This is a genomic window from Chthoniobacterales bacterium, from assembly GCA_018883245.1.
GTDB lineage: Bacteria > Verrucomicrobiota > Verrucomicrobiia > Chthoniobacterales > JACTMZ01 > JACTMZ01.
This window is the reverse complement of the sequence record VEQL01000001.1, coordinates 14,151-34,394: the sequence shown is the minus strand read 5'-3', so window position 1 is coordinate 34,394 and position 20,244 is coordinate 14,151. Positions and strand designations below refer to the sequence as shown.

General features: G+C 61.5%; 14 protein-coding genes. 10 read left to right on the top strand and 4 right to left on the bottom strand.

Going from position 1 to position 20,244, the window contains the following annotated elements; genetic code table 11:
• Window positions 1–58 precede the first annotated feature (58 nt).
• The 3 genes from FGM15_00140 to FGM15_00130 all read left to right on the top strand — a co-directional run bounded on the left by FGM15_00140 (window position 59) and on the right by FGM15_00130 (window position 9,337).
• Window positions 59–3,838 carry a hypothetical protein gene (locus FGM15_00140; GenBank protein ID MBU3664274.1) on the top strand — a complete coding sequence of 1,260 codons (3,780 nt, stop codon included), beginning with the start codon at window positions 59–61 and terminating at the stop codon, window positions 3,836–3,838.
• A gap of 194 nt (window positions 3,839–4,032) precedes the next feature.
• Window positions 4,033–8,451, top strand: a complete 4,419-nt coding sequence (locus FGM15_00135; GenBank protein MBU3664273.1) for a fibronectin type III domain-containing protein — start codon at window positions 4,033–4,035, stop codon at window positions 8,449–8,451.
• 46 nt (window positions 8,452–8,497) lie between these two features.
• Window positions 8,498–9,337, top strand: a complete 840-nt coding sequence (locus tag FGM15_00130; protein MBU3664272.1) for a hypothetical protein — start codon at window positions 8,498–8,500, stop codon at window positions 9,335–9,337.
• On the opposite strand, the gene xth is transcribed toward FGM15_00130, so the two are convergent.
• From xth to FGM15_00110, 4 genes are read right to left on the bottom strand one after another with little or no spacing between them, the layout of a single operon-like run.
• Entirely contained in the window at window positions 9,327–10,088 is a 762-nt protein-coding gene (gene xth / locus FGM15_00125) for an exodeoxyribonuclease III (protein ID MBU3664271.1), read from the bottom strand. The two genes, FGM15_00130 and xth, sit on opposite strands and share 11 nt — an antisense overlap.
• Complete coding sequence (gene ligA, locus FGM15_00120; protein ID MBU3664270.1) at window positions 10,085–12,088, bottom strand: NAD-dependent DNA ligase LigA; 2,004 nt, start codon at window positions 12,086–12,088, stop codon at window positions 10,085–10,087. Before ligA ends, xth begins: the two co-directional genes overlap by 4 nt.
• Window positions 12,054–12,686 (bottom strand): VanZ family protein, encoded by a 633-nt coding sequence (locus FGM15_00115; protein ID MBU3664269.1) that lies wholly within the window; start codon window positions 12,684–12,686, stop codon window positions 12,054–12,056. Before FGM15_00115 ends, ligA begins: the two co-directional genes overlap by 35 nt.
• Window positions 12,485–13,066, bottom strand: a complete 582-nt coding sequence (locus FGM15_00110) for a L,D-transpeptidase (protein ID MBU3664268.1) — start codon at window positions 13,064–13,066, stop codon at window positions 12,485–12,487. The genes FGM15_00115 and FGM15_00110 overlap by 202 nt, the downstream gene beginning before the upstream one ends.
• 341 nt (window positions 13,067–13,407) lie before the next feature.
• On the opposite strand from FGM15_00110, the gene FGM15_00105 reads away from it, so the two are divergent.
• The 7 genes from FGM15_00105 (at window position 13,408) to FGM15_00075 (ending at window position 20,141) form a co-directional block, all read left to right on the top strand.
• Window positions 13,408–14,115: a response regulator transcription factor gene (locus FGM15_00105; GenBank protein ID MBU3664267.1), complete on the top strand. Its 708-nt coding sequence runs from the start codon at window positions 13,408–13,410 to the stop codon at window positions 14,113–14,115.
• Window positions 14,116–14,123: 8 nt separating this feature from the next.
• Window positions 14,124–15,407 (top strand): hypothetical protein, encoded by a 1,284-nt coding sequence (locus tag FGM15_00100; GenBank protein ID MBU3664266.1) that lies wholly within the window; start codon window positions 14,124–14,126, stop codon window positions 15,405–15,407.
• A gap of 23 nt (window positions 15,408–15,430) precedes the next feature.
• Window positions 15,431–16,045: a hypothetical protein gene (locus tag FGM15_00095; GenBank protein ID MBU3664265.1), complete on the top strand. Its 615-nt coding sequence runs from the start codon at window positions 15,431–15,433 to the stop codon at window positions 16,043–16,045.
• Between the two features lie 325 nt (window positions 16,046–16,370).
• Window positions 16,371–17,000 carry a hypothetical protein gene (locus tag FGM15_00090; GenBank protein MBU3664264.1) on the top strand — a complete coding sequence of 210 codons (630 nt, stop codon included), beginning with the start codon at window positions 16,371–16,373 and terminating at the stop codon, window positions 16,998–17,000.
• Between the two features lie 66 nt (window positions 17,001–17,066).
• Window positions 17,067–17,975 (top strand): tRNA (adenosine(37)-N6)-dimethylallyltransferase MiaA, encoded by a 909-nt coding sequence (miaA, locus tag FGM15_00085; GenBank protein ID MBU3664263.1) that lies wholly within the window; start codon window positions 17,067–17,069, stop codon window positions 17,973–17,975.
• Complete coding sequence (gene hflX, locus FGM15_00080) at window positions 17,972–19,243, top strand: GTPase HflX (GenBank protein ID MBU3664262.1); 1,272 nt, start codon at window positions 17,972–17,974, stop codon at window positions 19,241–19,243. Before miaA ends, hflX begins: the two co-directional genes overlap by 4 nt.
• Window positions 19,244–19,364: 121 nt before the next feature.
• A complete protein-coding gene (locus FGM15_00075) occupies window positions 19,365–20,141 on the top strand; it encodes a hypothetical protein (protein MBU3664261.1) in 777 nt (258 codons plus the stop codon).
• Window positions 20,142–20,244: the final 103 nt, after the last annotated feature.

Sequence of the window (20,244 nt, the reverse complement as noted above, 5' to 3'; positions counted from 1 at the left end):
TAACCCCTTGCTATTGGCTCCGAACAGGTGTCTTGTCTCCCTTCAGGCGGAACACCCCATGATCAAAAAACGCACCTTCTTCGCGCCGCTTTATTTTGCTCTGTCGGTTTCTGTCATTCTTTCCGGTCTTCCCCGCACAACGCAGGCGCAGACGCCGTCCTACGACCCGCTTGAGGTTCGTTTTTACAACAACACCGGGAACGGCGATGACAATGTCCAGTTGCTCGTCACCGGGACCGACCCGACGGACGCCGCACAATTCAATGTTTATACTTCGAATGGCATAGCGACGTCGGTGCCGAACGGAACGTCGGTTTCCCTGACCAATCTCACACCTGTGACTGATTCCACAGGCACCTACCGTCGTCTTTATGTGCAATACACTAAAAGCGGTTCTTTTTGGGTTGGGCTGACCAACCAGCAATACAGCACCGGCGCCAACAAGGGCGGCAATCCCTCGCCGGTCGGCCCGTCCACCAATCAGTGGGGCATGGCGCCATTCGTCCAGGTGGAATACGCCTACTTCGGCAGCGGGTTCGACACCGTGGACGTGACGGCCATCAACGAACTATCCGTTCCGACGTATGCGGTGGTGCGCTCGAATACAACGTCGCCCGTCATACTGCAGGGTCCCGCGGGGGCGACCAACGGCGCCATTCTTCCCACGGTCCTGACGAATCTTCGCATGACCCCGGGAGTCAACTGGTTCGGGTCCGCCACGAACAACAACACGTTGCGCTTGGTCGGCCCGAGCAGCGCGGCGGCTCCCGGCTTGATGATGCCCATGGGTGCCTATTTGGGGCCCGGTGCCTCGGGCACGGTCAATTTTCTCCAAGGATGGCCCGGCTTCAGCGCGCCATCACTTTCCCGATACGTCAGCCAAGTGGCTTACAACACCACGAACAATGCGAACGCCCCCGACGGAACGCCGTGGGGCATGACGAAAATTCATGCCGAGGTCGGCGATCCCGTGCCCGGTGGCTACTTCTTTGTCTGGAATGCGGATTTGACCTTCCAGCCGAACACCAATGCCCAAGCCGTTTCATCCTACGCCAATACTAATTACGTCACTCCCGTTCCGGTGCTGACGAATGTTTCCGTCGGGGTCTACAGCAACTACGGTGCTTACACCAGCGGTGCGACGCCGATAACGAACTTTCCCGCGAGTCTCGGTTGGACCATCCAATACACGCCCGACTCCGGCAACCCGCAGAATGCGGTCTTCTCCGGATACATCTACAGTGCGCCCGCAAGCTTCATTGGCAGCAGCAATCAGGGTTACGTCAGCTTCTGGTCCGGAGGTGCGGCCAACAACTGGATCACCAATGTTGCGGCATTGGGAAGCGAACACTTTTACCCCAGTGTGCTCGACCGCTTCCTCAACGAAATCGCTTTCGGATTCGCCGGCGGCTTTGTGCAAAGCCCGGTCAACGGTTGGACCAACGGCTGGCAATACAACTCGGACGGCAAAATCACAAACAACAGCAACAGCGGTTCGCCCAACGTCCTCATCGGCCGGATGAACTCCACGCAGTGGTGGGATCAGACCAACGGCCTTTACCGCGCCAACAGGACCAATGACGACGGTTGTTACTCTGCGTGGGGCAACCAGATCTTCCTGCTCAGTCCCACCCTCTATAGTCACCCGATCAGCGACCGCATGCTTTACGCCGCTTACACGCCAGGCGTCCCGCTCTATCAAGCCCACAGCAGCACCAATGTCTGGCTCGAAATCCATCTCACCAATGCCGTCTCCGCGCCCCCCGCGGGCGCATCGCGTCCTGGGATCTCGTCGGTCTCCTTCAATACCAACCTTCCCGTTGGTCTGGTTTATTCGAATCAAGGCGGCAACCTCGTGGTCATGACCAACACCAATGCAGGAGGTCAGATTGTTCCGACCAACCAACTTCCCTTCGGTTTTGTCCCCACCGCCAACGGCTCGGGCACTTCGCCGGCTTTCTGGCAGAACAACATGATTGTGTTGACCAACACTTCGACGCCCCAAAGTGGAGGCGGTTTGACCAACGTGCCGATCCCCGAGATCACGATCACCACGACCAATACCAACGGTGGTGGCGTCTGGCTCAGCGCGTTGCCCTACGGCGTGATCGCCACGACCAATCAAGACGGAACGTTGACACTTTCCGGCCATCTGATTCCGCAATCGTATGTCGCGCCGGCTGCGGGCGGCGCAGTCTCGGTTGTGAACTACAGCGGCATGGGTCCGAACGGGGCTGCCCCCATCGCCAGCATCGGCGTGATGACCTACGGCACCAACAACACGGGAGAGCTGGACGTGACCGTCAACGAGATACCCATTTTCGTCAATGGCACCCAACCCGGGCCGACGGTGCTCGGCTTCGATCCCGTCGCAGGCGGCCCGGGAACAAAAGTTAAAATTTTGGGGGCCAACTTCGTCAAGCCGCAGGCCGAAGGACCTGCTTTGCAGAATTTCAACGCGGTCTATTTTTCCTCGTCAGTTTATAATTCTCCGGTCGGCTACTGGGTCGAAGCGCAATACACTTGGCCCTACACGAATAATCTCGGTCAGGTTGACTCAAATGCCTTGGCCGCGGTCGTCCCATCGGGGGCTTCTACCGGCGCGATCCTTGTGGCAGTCACCAACGGCGAAGGCATCCTCAGTGGCGTCGGGAGCACGGACGTTTTTACGGTATTGCCCGCCCCCGCAGGCTTCTGGCAAGTCCCCCAAGGGGGGGGAGGGTATAACTTCTCGGGTATCGGGTTGGGACATTTGTTCACGACGAATGCGAATTGGCAGGATCTGGATACAATGCAGTTGACTGTGCTGAATTGGCAGCAATCCATGACCGATCCCGCAGTCGGTTCCAGCGGCTACTACTCGACAAACCTTCCCCGCGGGTTGCACCTCATAAACCGCTGGGTCACCACTAACAACACGCCTGGTGTGGTGAGTAACTCGTGGCAGGGCTATATCGTCGGACGGATGGTTGACCAGTGCCCCCTTTTGATGTCCTCGACGTTCACGAAGGTCTACGCGCAGACTTCATCTATCACAGCTTACAATTTTGTCGGGCAAACGAACGACACAAACTTTGTTCTGGAGTTGGTGGTCAGCGGTAAAAACGCTCCCTATCCGAACTCCAGCACCAACACCAACGCGCCCGTTCCTTACGGCACCACGACTTTCAACGCCACCAACGCGCTCTACTTCAGCAACGCCCTTTATTACTCCAACACGCCGTCCTATTGGGAAGCGACGGGCTTGCCGGCGGGCCTCGCATTGAGCGTGGATCTCAATCCGGAAGGCACCGATGTGCAGGCCTCCATCGTCGGCACACCGACCAACGGCAGCGGCACCATGACTGCCACCGTCTATGCCGTGAATGTGCTGAGCAGCAATTCCCCCTACAACAGCATGCCGGCGACTAACATCAACACGATCACCTTCAATTTTGGCGCCACACCGTCGTCCTATTTGACTTACAGCAACTGGGTCGGCGCTTGGGCGCTTTCCGGGTCGAACACCAACACCACGGCCGATCCCGACGGGGATGGTTATGACAACTATGACGAATACGCGTTCGGAGGCAACCCGACCAACCCCACGCCGTATCTCATCAACATCTCCGGATCGAACATCAGCTACGTCGGACTCACCAACGCCGGCACCAACTACTCGGTGCAAAACACAACCAATCTCTCGACCGGTCCGTGGACGAACTACAGTGCCACGGTGACGAACGCGACCAACCAGCTCAACATCCCGCTGCCCGCCTACTACCACCGCAAAGAATTTACCGTTCCCATCACCCCGGGCACGAATAATTTCTACCGCGTTACTTTCACGAACCAGTAGGCCTTCGCACCAGGCCGCTTCGCGTCGGGTAGTCAGGGGCAGGCTGCGGCGCATTAATGGATGTCTGTGTTGCGCGCGGTGCGCCTGACTGCTTGTAGCGGTTTTTTGCCCCCGGCGAAATCGCCGGCGTTTAGGGCTTTTCATTGGAACCAAAGAATATTTCCTGCTGTGCAGGCGACTTTTCACTGGCCGCAATGATGAACATGTTGCAACTTGCCTTCGTGAGCTCGCTCCCGCGCTCCGCGAAGTTCTGCCTCCCGGTTCTCCTGCTTGCAGCCTTCATGCACGCCTCCCACGCTTTGCAGGCGGGATTCGATAACAACTGGCCCTCGCGCATCGAGGCCAACAGCGGGACGGTGCAGGTGCTCTATTCCAATTTGCCGGTCACGAATATCACCAGCGCCACGGCGAGCTTGGTTTCTTCGAGCGTGCCGGCGAATACGACCGGTTTCCAGGTGAGTCCGTCTCCCGGCACCACGCAACCCGTTTCCGGCGACGGGGCGGGGAGCAACAGCCTGATTTTGTATTTCACTCCGGGCACCAACGCGGCCCCGTTTACGAACACGGTGCAGATTGCGCTGACCAATTCCCCGGGCGCAACCGGCGCTTCGACCAACATCGACATCGTCGTTTTTCCCAGCCCCGCGCAGCTCGAGATCCGCTTTTACAACAGCAGCACCAACGCAGCGAGCCAGGTATTCATCCTGCCCAACGCCAAGCAAGACCCGCCGAATCCGAACTTCACGTGGACGAACACCAACACGGGCGCCAATTCATGGACCAATTGGATGGCTACGACGAAAAAAATGACCGTCACCCTCGCTGATATCGGCGTAACCGGGACCAACACCGCGGGGCAGTCTTACTATTCGGTCTATACGACCAACTTCAACAATGCCGCCTGGTGGGTCAGCTATGGCGGAGGACATTTGCCGGCGCCGACCAACGGAACCGGAGCGTGGGACGGGACCACGCTCATCGGCGCACCTCCCAACGCCGGGACGCCCTCCGGGCCGTGGGGCTTCCACCAGTGGAACACCTTCGAGGTCACCCTGGACGGCAGCGCGCAAGACGTCGGCGACACCACCTACATCAACCAATTCTCCATCCCTCTGGCCATGCGCGTTTTCACCAGCGTGACGAATGACTCGACGAAATATTACCAGCACGGGGGGTGGACCAATTTCAGCAAGTCGAACTTCAACATTCTTGCGAGCAACATGATCACGAGGTTCACCAATGCCCTGTGGAGATCGCCGAACGGCAGCAACGCCGTGCTCGTGGCGTTCCCCAGTTCCGCCGCTGCCGGCAGCGTGGTCACGCCCATACCCGCCGCCTACACCCCGTCGACTCCGAACTCGTTCCCGCTCTTCGCCGACTACTTCAACGCGGTCAAGACGAACACGGCGCGCACCAACAAGATCAAGGACATGATTTCTTTGGACGACACCAACGGCGGCAACGGCGCGTGGCTTTTCTTTTACGACTTCGATCTGGCTGTGACGGCCAGCAACACGCTGCTGCTCTCCGGGAAAATTTTCACCACGAACAATTCGACCAACGGTCCCAATGCGGGCCTGAACACCAACGCCACGGGTCTGACCATGGAGATCGGAGCCGACACCGGTGGGCCGACCGACAACTGGGCCACGTGGACCGTTTACACCGCGCCCACGCCCGCGGGTTTTACGTGGGCGTCGAACTCTTCCACGCCGAACCATCTTCTCCGCTACTCCACAAACTCGTGGGTGCCGTCCAACCTCACGAACGAGCGCGTGTTGAAAACGAGCGCGGGATGGACCTCGGTCGCGGCTTTCAGCGGCTACACCGCCGCCGATGACATCGCGCTCTACAACAACAAATTCGGCACCGCCATCATGGGCCGCATTCTCGGCGACTTGGCGGCCGGCTTCGCCCTCGGCTTCGTCAACAGCAGCGTCGTCAATCCTGCCTACACGGCGAATTACGCGGGCGGCTCGAATACCGCTTATGGCGACAGTCCCAGCGGTTCATGGTGGGGAGGTAATTTGTTTCCGCTCTGCGGAACCAACCGTCTGGCGTTCGGTGGTGTCCAACCCGCTCGCAGCACCAACAACAACACGTTTTACAGCGAGTTCGGCGGCATGATCCATGACAGCGGAACAAAGCTCACCTACATGCATCCCATTTACGACCGCATGCAGGTTTACGGAGGACAAGCGGTCGCGGCGGGCACGCCCAAGCAGCAGCTTCAGCCGTCCACGGCGACCAACGCCATACCGCCGATTTTTGTCGTCGAGATCGAGATGTATGACGGCCTGCTCAGTGCGCCGCAACCCGTGCTTCCTCCGGATCCGGGTGCGGTGCCGGTCTACCAGGCTCCCACCAACGCGTATTCCGCCGCGCAGGGACTGACCGAAGGCAATGCCTACGGGCCGAGCGAGCTTTCCGCGCTGCAAATGCGGGCCCCTGCCTCCTGGGTTGTGCAAGGATTGCCCGCCGGCGTGACCTTTTCCAACAAGACGAACAACGGCATCGTTTACGGTTCGATCAGCGGCACTCCGGCCGCCGGATCCGGACTCAATCCGCCGCGCATTTACGCGGTGAACGCCATCATGTCGAACAGTTATGACTTGGTCGCAACCAACGTTTCCGGTCCGCTCAACACGAAGGGCTTTTACGTCCAGGTATCAACGACGGGCGTAGCACCGGCCAACACGCCAGCCACATTGGTCGCTGTGCCGTCGCCTGTCGCGCCTATGACTGCCCTGCTCAACGCGCCTTCGTCACCGGCTTCTTTCCTCGTCCAAGGCGTCAACCTCTCGAATACCGCCGTGACCGTCACGGCTCCGGCGGGATTCCAAGTCTCGACCAACAGCGTCACCGGTTTCGGTGGCACGGCAACGTTGACGGCGACCAATGCTCCGTCCTTGCTCACTACGAATCTCGCGCCGGTGCCTGTGTATGTGCGTCTGGCCGCCAGCGGAACCGCCGGCACGCTGTCGGGCAATGTGACCGTCGCCAGCTCGAGTGTTCCTTCGACGCAAGTTGCCGTGACCGGCACGGTTAGCGGTGCGCCTGCACCCGCTCCGCCCTCCGCGCCGACCATCACGGGTATCACGCCCGGCAACAGTCAACTTGCGGTGGCCTTCACCCCGCCTTTGTCCGGCGCACCTTTCAACAATTACGAATATTCGACCGATGGCGGGAGCACATGGACCGCGCACGCCCCCGTCGTGACCAGCAGCCCGTTGATCATCACGGGTTTGGTCAACGGAACAACTTACCCGGTGCAAATCCGCGCGGTGAACACCGCCGGATCCGGTGCCGCCTCGGCGACGGTCAACGGCACTCCGACCGCAACGCCCGCACCGGTTCCACCCGGTGCGCCGACGATCACTTCGATTATCCCCGGCAATCAAAGGCTGACAGTGTCTTTCACCGCGCCCTCATCGGACGGCGGTTCAGCGATCACAAACTACGAGTATTCCACCGACGGCGGCACGACTTGGAACCGGCGTTCGCCCGCTTCCACGAGCAGCCCCATTTCCATCACGGGTCTCGCCAACGGAACGACGTATGCTGTTTGTATCCGCGCGTTGAATTCCGCGGGATACGGGGCGGCCTCCAATGCGGTGAATGGCACGCCGGTTCCGGACACACCGTCCGAGCCGACGATCACTTCCATTCTGCCCGGAAACCAGCAATTGTCGGTTGTCTTCACCGCGCCTGTGTATGACGGAGGTGCCCCGGTCACCAACTACGAATATTCGACCGACAACGGCGCATCATGGAACCCGCATGTTCCCGCCGTGACGACCAGCCCGGTCGTCATCACCGGTCTCACCAACGGTGTCGATTACACGGTCCGCATTCGCGCGGTGAATGCGGCCGGCCCGGGCGATGATTCCAATCCTGTCGAGGGAACTCCGACCGGTTCGCCGGTGCCTGCCCCTCCGTCTGCCCCATCGATCACTCTCGTGCAGGCGGGCAACGGTCAACTGACGGTCGATTTCCTGCCGCCTGCCGACGATGGCGGCGCGCCCGTCAACAACTATGAATTTTCCACCAGCAATGGCGCGGTCTGGACCCGGCGCGAACCCGCCTCGGCCGCCAGTCCGCTGGTCATTACCGGCCTGAGCAACGGCACGACCTATCAGCTCAAAATCCGGGCCGTGAATTTGGCCGGCCATGGCGCGGCTTCCACTGCCGTGAGTGGCACGCCGACCGACAACCCTTCGTCGTTCCTCGCCTACAATACTTGGCTTACTGCTTATCCCGGTCTGACCAACACCTCCCCGGGCGCCGATCCCGACGGGGACGGTTTCAGCAATGTGAAGGAATACGCCTTCGACGGCAATCCGACGGTCGGCACGCCTTCGCTTCTCGCTTCCTCGAACAGCGGTGCGTTTGTCGTGTTCCGCTTTGTCGGACTCAAAGGCGCAGCCGGCAACTACGCGGTGCAGAACAGCACAAATCTGAGCACCTCCGTCTTCACCAACACCGCGATTCCGGTTGCCACCTCCGCCGACCAAAGCGGCGTGCTTCTCCCTTCGTCCTACGAGCGTCGCGAATTCTCCGTCCCGCTCGGCAGCACCAACAATTTTTACCGCGTCCTCTTCACGAACCAATAAACGCCATGCTCTGGTTCCGCCCCGCCGGCAGTGGTAGTCTCCGTTCATGACGCGACGGTTGTTCCCCTTCATGCTATGTCTTGCGGCGACGGTTCGCGCGGTGCCGGTGCCGGATTTGCAGAGGTTCGAGAATTGCACCCTCGCAGCTTCGGAGTGGGCGGATGGCGACAGCTTCCCGGTGAAAATCGGCCCGGGTCGCGAGGAAGTGGTGCGACTCTATTTCGTCGATTGCCCGGAAACATCGGCCGGCACCGAAAGCGACCAGCGGCGCGTGCGCGAGCAGTCGGCCTATTTCGGCGTCGAGGATCCGAAAGTGACCCTGGAATTCGGACGCAAGGCGAAAGACGAAGTCGCGCGCATTCTCTCGAAAGCTTTCACGGTGCAAACCGCGTTCTCCCGCGCTCTCGGGCGCTCGGCAAAGCCGCGCATCTACGCCTTCGTCACCACTTCGGACGGCAAAGATCTCGCCTCTTGGCTCGTGGAAAACGGCCTTGCCCGCAGCTACGGCGTGGGGCGCACTTCACCCGAAGGTTTGTCCGATGATGACGCCAAGGCCAGGATCGATGACATCGAGTTGCAGGCCGCGTTGGAAAAGAAGGGGCTTTGGGCGAAGACCAACCCGTCGAAACTCGCCGCGATGCGGGAAGAGCGCCGCGAGGAAAAGCGCGAACTCGAAGAGGAGTTCGGCGCGCAACCCGGAGGGATGGTCGATGTGAACACCGCGTCGTTCGAGGATGTGGAGCGCCTGCCCGGGGTGGGGAAAACCCTGGCGCAAAGAATCATCGATGGCCGCCCTTATGCGACAGTCGATGATGTGCAGCGGGTTTATGGCCTCACCTCGAAAAAATTCGAGGCGCTGAAGCCGCTGCTCTCGGTCAGTCCTTGATTTCCAAAACGACCGGGCAGTGGTCCGAGCCGGGCACGTGGGGCAAAATGCGCGCGGATTTCACCCGCGGCACCAGTTCCTTCGATACGAGAAAATAATCGATGCGCCACCCGATATTCCGCGGACGCGCGTTGTTCATGTAGCTCCACCAAGTGTAATGGCCGTTTCCTTCGGTGAAGAGCCGGAAGGTATCGACAAAGCCCGCGTCGATCAGGGCTTGGAATTGCGCGCGCTCCTCGTCGGTGAAACCCGCATTGCGCCGGTTGGTCTTCGGATTGGCGAGATCCGACTCGGTGTGCGCGACATTGAGGTCGCCGCAGAAAATAACCGGTTTTTTCTTTTCCAAGTTCTTGAGGTGGCTGCGGAACGCGGGTTCCCACTTCTCCGTGCGGTATTCGAGCCGAGTGAGTTCGCGCTGGGAATTCGGCGTATAGACGTTGACGAGGAAAAATGTGTCATATTCCAGCGTGACGACACGCCCTTCGCGGTCATGTTCCTCCACACCGATGCCGCGGGTTGCGCGCAACGGCTTCTTTTTTGCGAAGGCGGCGACACCCGAATAACCGGGCTTCTCCGCGCTGTTCCAATGCGGTTCGAATCCCCGCGGCCATGCCACGTCGGCAACCTGCTCCGGCTTCGCCTTGGTCTCCTGCAGGCAGAGCACATCGGGCCGCTCGGCGCCCCAAAAATCCAGCAACCCTTTGCCCAGAATCGAGCGGATGCCGTTGACGTTCCAAGAGACGAGTTTCATGCCAGACGTGCGCGCAAAGTTTCCTCATCGGCCACGGGAACACCCAGGGACTTGGCCTTCTCGAGTTTGCTGCCGGCTTCTTCTCCGGCGAGGACGAACGATGTTTTTTTGCTCACGCTGCCGCTGACCGTTCCGCCGTGGCGGCGGATGAGTTCGGCGATTTCGTCGCGGGGGCGGCTCAACGTGCCGGTGATCACCCATGTTTCGCCGGCGAGTTCCTGCGATGCAGGTGCGGCGCTCTCGTCATGTTCGCCGAAGTTGAGCCCGTGTCCGCGCAGGTTCTCGATCAGCCTCTTGTTGTGCGGCAACCGGAAAAAGCCGTGGATTTCTTCGGCCACGATTTCGCCGACATCCTCCGTGCCGAGGAGTTCCTCCACCGATGCGGAGGCGATGTTGTCCAGCGTGCGGAATTTGCCGGCGAGCCTGCGGGCGAGGGATGCCCCCACATGCATGATGCCGAGACCGAAGAGCAGACGCCACAGCGGCTGCTTTTTGCTGCTTTCGATTGCGGAGAGCAGATTGGCAGTGCTTTTGTCGCCCATGCGCTCGAGGGCGGAGACTTCATCGGACTTCAGCGCGTAAATGTCGGGCAGGGCGCTGACCAATCCCGTGGTGACGAGTTGATCGACCATGGCTTCGCCCAGCCCCTCGATATCCATCGCACCGCGCGCGGCGAAGTGCTCGAGCCGGCGGCGGATTTGCGCGGGGCAATCCGGGTTGATACAGCGCACGGCCGTGAGTTCGGGATCGCGGAAAACTTCGCTGCGGCACGACGGGCATTTGTCGGGCATGCGGAATTTCTCTTCGCGTCCGGTGCGTGCCTTCACATCGACGCCGACGACAGCGGGGATCACCTCGCCGGCTTTTTCGACAAACACGTGGTCGCCGATACGGATGTCTTTGCGGGCGATTTCCTCCTCGTTGTGCAGCGTGGCGCGGGCCACGCGGCTTCCGGCGATCTGCACGGGCTCAAGTTCGGCCACGGGGGTGAGCGTTCCGGTGCGTCCGACCTGCACGGTGATGTCGTTGAGCCGCGTGCGTGCGCGTTCAGCCTCGTATTTGTAGGCCATCGCCCAGCGCGGCGCTTTGGAAGTCGCACCGGCCTGTTCGCGTCGCCGGAAGTCATCGAGCTTGATCACCGCACCGTCGGTCTCGAAGGCGAAGTCGTTGCGGATGTTTTCGAGCGAGGCAACGGCTTCACGGATTCCTCGCGGGCTGTCGGCTTCCCAGAATTTCGGCACGATGGGCAATCCGGATTCTTGCAGCCAATGGAGCAATTCCACCTGCGTGGCAGGTGCCGATCCGCCTTCGACGGCCCCGAGTCCGTAGAACACCGCGTTGAGTCCGCGCCTTGCGACGACCGAGGAATCGAGAAGTTTGAGGGATCCGGCTGCCGCGTTGCGCGGGTTGGCAAACAGCGGCTCGCCGTTTTTCTCACGCTCCTCGTTGAGCGCGGCGAATTTTTTCTTCGGCAGGTAAACTTCCCCGCGGATTTCGACGACTTCGGGAGCCTTGCCCCCGAGTTGCAGCGGAATCGAACGGATGGTGCGGATGTTCTGCGTGACGTCATCGCCCGTGGTGCCGTCGCCGCGGGTCGCCGCCAGTTCGAGGGCCCCGTCGCGGTAGGTCAGAGAGATGGCGACACCATCCACCTTCGGCTCGATGGTCCAGCGCAGCTCCGCTCCCGGCAGGAGCTTTTCCACGCGTGCGATGAACGCATCCGCCTCTTCCAGCGAGTAGGTGTTGTCCAGGCTCTGCATGGCGGCGCGATGTCGCACCTGCCGGAAGCCATCGAGCGGTTTTCCGGCGACGCGCTGGGTGGGCGAGTCGGGCGTGCGCAGCGCGGGGTGCGCGTCCTCGAGATCGCGCAAATCGCGCAAAAGTGTGTCATATTCCCGGTCGGTTATTTCCGGCGCAGCCTGCTCGTAATAGAGGCGGTCGTGCCGCGCGATCTCGCGCCGCAGTTTAGCGACGCGTGACGAGACGTTGGAGTCGGGCATGGGTCAAAAGGTTCAGCAGCGTGCCGAGCATGGCGCCGAGAAGATCGGCGATCCAATCAAAGATGTCACCGCCGGACCGGCCCGGGGTGAATGTCTGGAGGGCTTCGTCGAAGGCGCCGAAAAGGGCGACCAAGAGCACGGCGGACACAAGAAGCCCGCGGACGGGCCGCTCCGGCCACGTGGATCGCAGGGCACTGGCGGCGAGCCATCCGCCCGCGGCGAAGGCGGCCAGATGGTTCAGCTTGTCCCATGTGACGAATGCGGCGCGCGGAAGAGATTCCGGGGTGAGGGATGAGATAAACAGGATTGTCGCGGCCCACGCGAGCAGCGCCAGCCACAGCATCCATGTCAAAACAATGCGGAGCATGCCGGACTCCGCGGGCTCTCGCAGGCGGTTCAAAGTTCGCGGGCCGCCGCCGGGATCGCCGCCATTTCTGCGGGAGTCGCGGCAGGCTGCGGGGCTGGAGCAGCATGCTCCTGCTGTTTGAAGAGCTTCGGGAAGCGAACGGCCAGCGGATCGCGGAAGATATCCACCTTCGCACCGACGCCGACACGGGCGAACAATTCGGTCACGTCCTTCGACCGCATGCGGATGCATCCGTAGCTGGACGGCGAGCCGATGTTGCGTTCCTCGGGTGTGCCGTGGATGTAAATGAGCCGCGAAAAACTGTTGCCGTTGCCGCGCTCCACGCCGCGCAACCACAGGATGCGCGTGACGATCGGATCGCGTCCGGGTGCATCGACCGGAAGAATCTCGCCGGTGAAGCGCCGTGATTTCAGGACGGCACCCAGTGGCAGGCCGTGGCCGATTTTTCTCGCGACCCGGTGCTTGCCCAGCGGCGTGCCGTAGCTGCCCGGGCGCGAACTCAGGCCGTATTTCGAAGTCGAAATGGGGTAGGTGGAAACCGCCTCGCCGCGGTCGGTGACCAGCATTTTCTGGTCGGCAACGCTCACATGGATCACATGCCGTTTGTCCATCGGGCTGCAGGCAGAAAGCCAAGCAACGGCGACCAACGCTGCAACAGGATAGAAGCGTTTCATCATGGAATCTCCGGACTTTAGCACGGATGCCCGCCGGAAAAAGGGCCAACGGAAGGCAATGTTCGCCATGATAAATTATTCGCAAACCTGCTGCCGGGGTCATTCGCTTTTACCGGATTCTTTTTTTGAACGCCCGAGGCCGGGAGCGGTCGAAACACATGGTTTGGTTTGCGCCAAGAGCCGCCGGGCCGGTCAGTTTTCTTGTTTTCTGACTGGGAATACCGGCGGCTCACTTTTTTGCGTTTGAGGGCGAGACGCTTCGTTTTTAGGTTCGTGGGATGCCCTCGACGCAGGACTCAAAACCGCGAATTCTCGTCGTCGAGGATGAGACAGACGTCCGCAATCTGATCTGCCTGCATTTGAAAAAGGCCGGCTACCGTCTGCGCGAGGCCTCCGACGGTTTGTCGGGATTGGCCGCGGCCAAGGAGGAAGTGCCCGATCTCGTCATTCTCGACCTCATGTTGCCCGAGATGCGCGGCGAGGATGTCTGTCGCGCGCTCAAAGCGCATCCCCCGGTGGCTGCCGTCCCGGTCATCATGCTCACGGCCAAAGCGCGCGAGGAGGAAAGGGTCGCGGGCCTCGAACTCGGGGCCGACGATTATTTGACCAAGCCGTTCAGCCCCCGCGAACTTGTTCTTCGCGTGCAAGCACTGCTGCGGCGCTCGGTTGCGTCTGCTCCGGCGGAAAAGCTCGCGGCCGGCCCCTTCGAGTTGGATCGCGGAAAATTCGACATCCGCATGGACGGCAGCAAACTCGACCTCACCGCGATGGAGTTCAAGTTGCTTGCCATGCTGATGGAAAACCACGGCCGCACCTTGGGACGCGACCGCCTGATGCGTGACGTCTGGGGTTACCGAAGCATGGTGGACAGCCGCACCGTCGATACGCACATGCGCCGCCTGCGCGCCAAACTCGGCAAGCGTGCCGCTTGCCTCGAAACGGTGAGGGGAGAAGGCTACCGCTTCCGCGCAGGGGAGGAACATTGAGCTGGTGGATGATCGGCGCTCTCGCGGTCGCGGGCGTATTGTTGTTGCTCGCCTACCGCTACGCGCGGGGCTTGGCCATCCTGCGCTCGGGTCTCCGGCGATTGGCGGCCGGGGACACCAACTTTCCGCTGATGCTCGAGTTGCCCCGTGCGCTGCGCCCTGCCGAACTCGACCTACGCACGGTCGCGCTGCGCTTTGAAGAACTCGAGCGCGTCTCCCGCGGAGAGCGTTTCGGCTTGGAAACGATTCTCTCCGGCATTGCGGAAGGTGTCTTCGTCGTCGATCAGGCTTTGCGCATCCGCATGTCCAACCCCGCCGCGGAGGCCATGGCGCCGTCGCCCGGTCCGCTATCCGCGCGCACGATCGTCGAAGCATTCGGCAATGCCGACATGCATCATCTCGTCCGGGAGGCGGTGCTGTCCGGTCGCCTGCTCTCCGGGGAAGTCACGCTCGACCGCAGCCGCGAGGTTGCCGTCTATGAAGTGGCCGTCTCGCCCCTCCCGGAAACGGCGGAGAGCCAACGCGGTGCCGTTGTGGTGATGCGCGACGTCAGCCGCATCCGCAATCTCGAGCGCTTGCGTCGCGAATTCGTCGCCAATGTTTCGCACGAACTGCGCACCCCTCTCACCATCATCAATGGCTACCTCGAGACATTGTCCGATGGAGGCATCGATGACCGTGCTCTCGCCGCCAACGCCCTTGATGTGATGTCGAAGCACACCGACCGCCTCAAGCGCCTGGTGGACGATCTGCTTGTCATTTCGGAGTCGGAGTCGCAGTCCTTGGCACTGCAAGCCGGCCGTGTCGATGTCCGCGATTTGCTCGATCGCGTGGTGCGTCAATTGGAGGAGCCGATCCGCGCGCACGAAGCCGCGGTGCGCGTAGTTGCCGGCGGCCATGATCTCGCGATCGAGGCGGACGCCGGCCGTCTCGAGCAGGTCTTTCTCAACCTTGTCGAAAATGCGATCAAGCACGGCAACCGCCGGCCCCTCGCCGTGGAATTGCGCGCAACGCGCGGCGAAGAAGAAATCAGCGTGGAAGTCGCCGACAACGGCATCGGCATTCCTTACGGCGACCAACAGCATGTGTTTGAAAGATTTTACCGCGTCGAGAAGCACCGTTCGCGCGAAACCGGTGGAACCGGACTCGGTCTCGCGATCGTGAAAAACGTGGTGCAGGCGCACGGCGGTCGCGTTTCCCTGGAGAGCACGCCGGGCCAAGGCTCGACGTTCCGCATCGTCCTGCCCGTGCGTCCGGTGCCGTCGGCGGAAAAAGACCGCAACCCCGACTGACGGCCGGGGTTTCAGCCAGTGTTATGAAACATCTCATCACCGCCGCGATTTGCGGCACAGCGTTCGCATTGTCCTTGCCGACGGCACAGGCGCAAGGCCCGGGCCACTCTGGCGGTCCCCATAAAAAAGGTCCCCCGCCTTGGATCGAAGCCAAGCTCTCGCCCGATGAGGCCCAGCGTTTGGCCGCGGCCCGCGAGAAAGTCAAAGACGACCCGACCATCAAGTCCTTGCGCGAGTCGCACAAGGCCTTGAACGATCAACTCGAGAAAGCCTTCGACGCAGCCATCGTGGCGGCGGATCCGGGCCTTGCTCCCGTCCTGGAAAAGATCAAGCAGGCCCGCACCGAGGCCAAGGGCATGCGCGACCGTTTCGACTCGCTCACGCCCGACCAGAGAGAAAAGCTCAAAGCGGCCCGCGAGGCGGCGAAGAGCGATCCTGCCGTCGCCGCAGCCCGTGAAAAGATGCAGGCGGCCCAGACCCCGGAGGCCAAGCGCGAGGCCAGACGCGCAATGCACGAGGCCATGCAGGCGGCCATGGTGAAACAAAATCCGGACCTCGCTCCTCTCATCGAGAAAATCCGGCCCAAGCACGATGGCCCCGACGGACCACCTCCGGGAGGTGCACCGGGCGGGGAGTAAATCCGGTCCGGAATCTGTCTCAAGAAATCGCCGCCTCTCAGCGGCGATTTTCTTTGTTGCTTCCGCTTGGGGTGGGGGATAATTTACGTGGTCTTTTCCGAGGTCACAGTCATGGTATTTGTATCCTCTTGGCTGCAGGCACTTTGCAAGTTCGGTTGCCCCAAATCCGACCTCTGCGGTTTCCTGCCCGGAAAATACACGGCTTCACCCGCATCGGCGGGATACAGCGCTGGGATGGCGCGGCAGCCGACCACAATCCGCGGGATCATCTCTATGCGCAATCGGCGCACCCCGCGAATCACCACAAACAGCATCGAATACTCAAATGCAATCACGTCATTCCGGTCCGGGATCGCGTCGCCGCCGTCGCGGTGGTCGTTCCCGCTCGTCCTCACGTCCACGTTCAGGCGACACGTTTCACGTCCGCCGCGAACCCCGCAAGCCGGCCGGCCTGTGGGATAAAATCAAAGCGTTCTTCGGCCTCGCGCCGCAGCCCGCGAAACCGTCGGAAGGCGGACAGGAGCGCCGCGAGCGCACCCGCGACGAATCCCGCGAAGCCCGTCCGCAGCGCGAGCCGCGCACGCCCCGCGAACCGCGGAAACCCGAAGCCGTCGAAGTCACGTCGCCGCGCCTCTACGTCGGGAACCTGTCCTACGACGCCGCGGAGAGCGATCTTTTCGATCTCTTCTCCGGCGTGGGAACCGTGGCCAATGTCGAGATCGTCACCAACAAGCATACCCAGCGCTCCAAGGGTTTCGGCTTCGTCCAGATGACGAGCGTCTCCGAGGCCAAACGCGCCGTGGACGAGTTGCATGACAAGGACTACATGGGCCGCAAGCTCGTCGTCAGCGGAGCCAAGCTGCCCCCGGATCGTGCCATCGGTCGGGAAAGCGGCGATGCCGCGCCCGCCGGGGAAATCGCGGCGGCGCAGGAAGAGTCCGCCCGGCAGGCCTGATCTTGCTTTGAAAAATCATCGCGCCCGTCCCCGGTTCATCGCCGGGAACGGGCGCCTTTATTTCCCGTGAACGCAGGGACGGCTTTGCGACGCGCCGTGTTCGTCGCCGGCCCCACGTCGGTGGGAAAGTCGGAGATCGCGCTGCGTCTGGCGCAAAAACACGGGGGCGAAATCGTCTGCGCGGATGCCTTCCAGCTCTACCGTGAATTTCCCGTGCTGAGCGCGCAGCCCGCCGCACAAGACAAGGCGTCCGTCCCCCATCACTTGTTCGGATCCGTTTCCTGCGCGGAGGAGATGGACGCAGCGTGCTATGCCGCGCTGGCCCGCGTCGCGGTGACGGACATCGCCGCGCGCGGCCGCATTCCCTTCGTCGTCGGCGGGAGCGGACTTTACCTCCAGGCGCTCATCGCCGGCCTGCCGGACTTGCCCGCGATCGATCCCGCTGTCCGCGACGGGGTGAGAGCCATGACGTTGCGGCAAATGCTCGCGCGTTTGCGGGAACTGGATCCCGCCAGCCTGAGTGTCATAGACGTGCACAATCCCCGCCGCGTGGCGCGTCGCCTCGAGCTTTGTCTGCAAACCGGGCGCCCCGCGTCGGAAATTCTCGTCCCGCCCGCCATCCCAGAAGGTTTGCGCGGCGTCGTTTTCACGCGCGACCGCGGGGATCTGCACGCGCGCATCGCGGCCGCGGTGGACGCACGCCTCGCACGCGGGGCGATCGACGAGGTCCGCGCCGCGCAGTCGATCGCCGGCGGCACAGCACGGCAGATTCTCGGCTGGCGTGAAATCAACGATTACCTCGGGCAAAAAATATTGCTCGATGAATGCCGCGAACTTCTCACCGCCGCCACCCGCCGATATGCCAAAAGGCAGTTGACGTGGTTCCGGGCCAAGTCCACTTTTCCCGTAGAAAATCTTTCCACCGTGACGCCCGCCGCATTGGACCGCCTCGCCCTCCGCTTGGGCCTTTCATGATCGTCACTGCCCCCCCTCCCAAAGCCACGGAAAAAACCGTCCTTGTCGGGCTGGAGCACGATGGCGTGACCAAGTGGGATCTCGAGGAATCGCTGGCCGAGTTGCGCGAGCTGGCCGCCACTGCCGGGGCCACCGTGGTTGATACCGTCACGCAAAAACTCCAGCACCCCACCGCCCCCTATTACATCGGCAAAGGCAAAGCCGAGGAGGTCGCCGCCCGTTGCGCCGAGCACGGTGCGGGCTCCATCATTTTCGACGACGAATTGTCTCCCGCCCAGGGGCGCAATCTCGAGAATGTCACTTCGAAGAAAATTCTCGATCGCACCCAGCTCATCCTCGACATCTTCGCCCGTCGCGCGCGAAGCCGCGAGGGGCGCCTCCAGATCGAACTCGCGCAACTTCAATACCTCCTGCCGCGCCTCACCCGCATGTGGACGCACCTTTCCCGCCAGACCGGCGGCATCGGCACGCGTGGTCCGGGTGAAACCCAGCTCGAAGTGGACCGCCGCCGTGTGCAGGAGCGCATCGCGCGTCTGCAACGCGAGCTGGAAGAAGTGCGCAAACACCGTGCCATCCAGCGCGAAGGCCGTGCCCGTCATCAATGGCCGGTCGTCGCCATCGTCGGCTACACCAATGCCGGAAAATCGTCGCTCCTCAACCGTCTCACCAACGCCGGCGTCGTCGCCGAGGACAAACTCTTCGCCACGCTCGACCCGACCACACGCCAATTTGTCCTCCCCAACAAATTGAAGGTCCTCTTCACCGACACCGTCGGCTTTATCCGCAAGCTCCCCCACACGGTCGTCGAGTCGTTCAAGGCCACGCTCGAGGAATTGAAATCCGCCGACCTTCTCGTCCATGTGGTCGATGTGAGCCATCCGCAGTGGGAGGAACACATCGCCGCGACCGACGCCGTCATCCGCGAACTCGAGGCCGACGGCAAGCACACGCTCGTCGTTTTCAACAAGATCGACCGCGTCACAAATCCCGAGGCCGTCGAAGCCGCGCTGGCCCGCTACCCGCACAGCGTCGCCGTCTCGGTGAAGACCGGTGAAAATCTCGCTGACTTTGTCGATGAATTGCAAAACCAGCTTTCCTCATGGCGCATGCGCCAGAAGTTCCGCATCCCTCAGTCCGACAGTGCCGCGCTCGCCGAGTTGCATCGCGCGGGTCACGTGGTGGAAATCCGCTACGAAGGCGACGATGCCCTGGTCACGGCGCACATCCCGCCCGCGCTGGAGACGAAGTTCGCACGCTACGCGGGGTAGGCTGTAAGGCTTGTAATTTTACGAATCAGGCTGCCGGTGGATTTTACCCTATAGTGGGTATTGTGGAGTCACTCCCAAGGACGTAAATTGCACTCACGGCTCCGACCCGAGTCTTGTTTCGATGAATACCGCCAAATTTCTACTCGCGCTCGTCACGGTGAGCGTCGTTGCGCACACCGGCTTGGCCAACCTCATCGTCAATGGCAGCTTCGAGTCGGGGAATACCGGCTTCACCAGCGACTACACCTACAAAGTCCCCAACTCGCCTGGTCTCATGAATGCGGGCGAATACAGCGTCATCCAGAGCCTGAATCAGGTGCATTCCATCTGGGCCGGGGCGGGCAGTCTTTCCGCGCAGAGCGGCACAAACTATCTTGCCGCCAACGGATCGACCGACACCAACGCTTCGCCTTGGATGCAGACGATCACGGTCAATCCGGGCGACATCACCGTGAGCACGACCAATGCGCCGGTCTATTACCGCTTCCAAGCCTATATCGCCAGCGTCTATCCCGCCGCGCCGCCGCAATTGGCCTTCGAGATGAGCCTGAACAACTCGGGTGCGTGGCAACAACTCACCACCTCCGTCACTATCCCTACGAATTCCATCGACATTTGGTATCTGACTTATCGCGACGGATATTTCCTGTCCGCGCCGACCACGATTTCCTTCCGTCTGCGCAACACGGTCTCCGCCGAAGGCGGGAACGATTTCGCCATCGACAGCATCTACTTCGGTCTTTCGACGAACGCGCCGAGTTATCCGGCGAACGCGATCAACAGCATCGGCCCGATCACCGGCGGTGTTGTTCCCGAACCCGGCACATGGGCCGCGGCGGCGCTGCTCGCCGGAACGGCGGGCTACATCCGCTGGCGGAAACGCGCCAAGCTGTCCTGATTTTTCTTCGACCCATGGCTCATCCGATCGCAGGGGATTGTGCTTCGTTATGATGGTCGATCCGCTCTGCGGTCATCCCACTTATGCAGTTTTAGCAAACAAT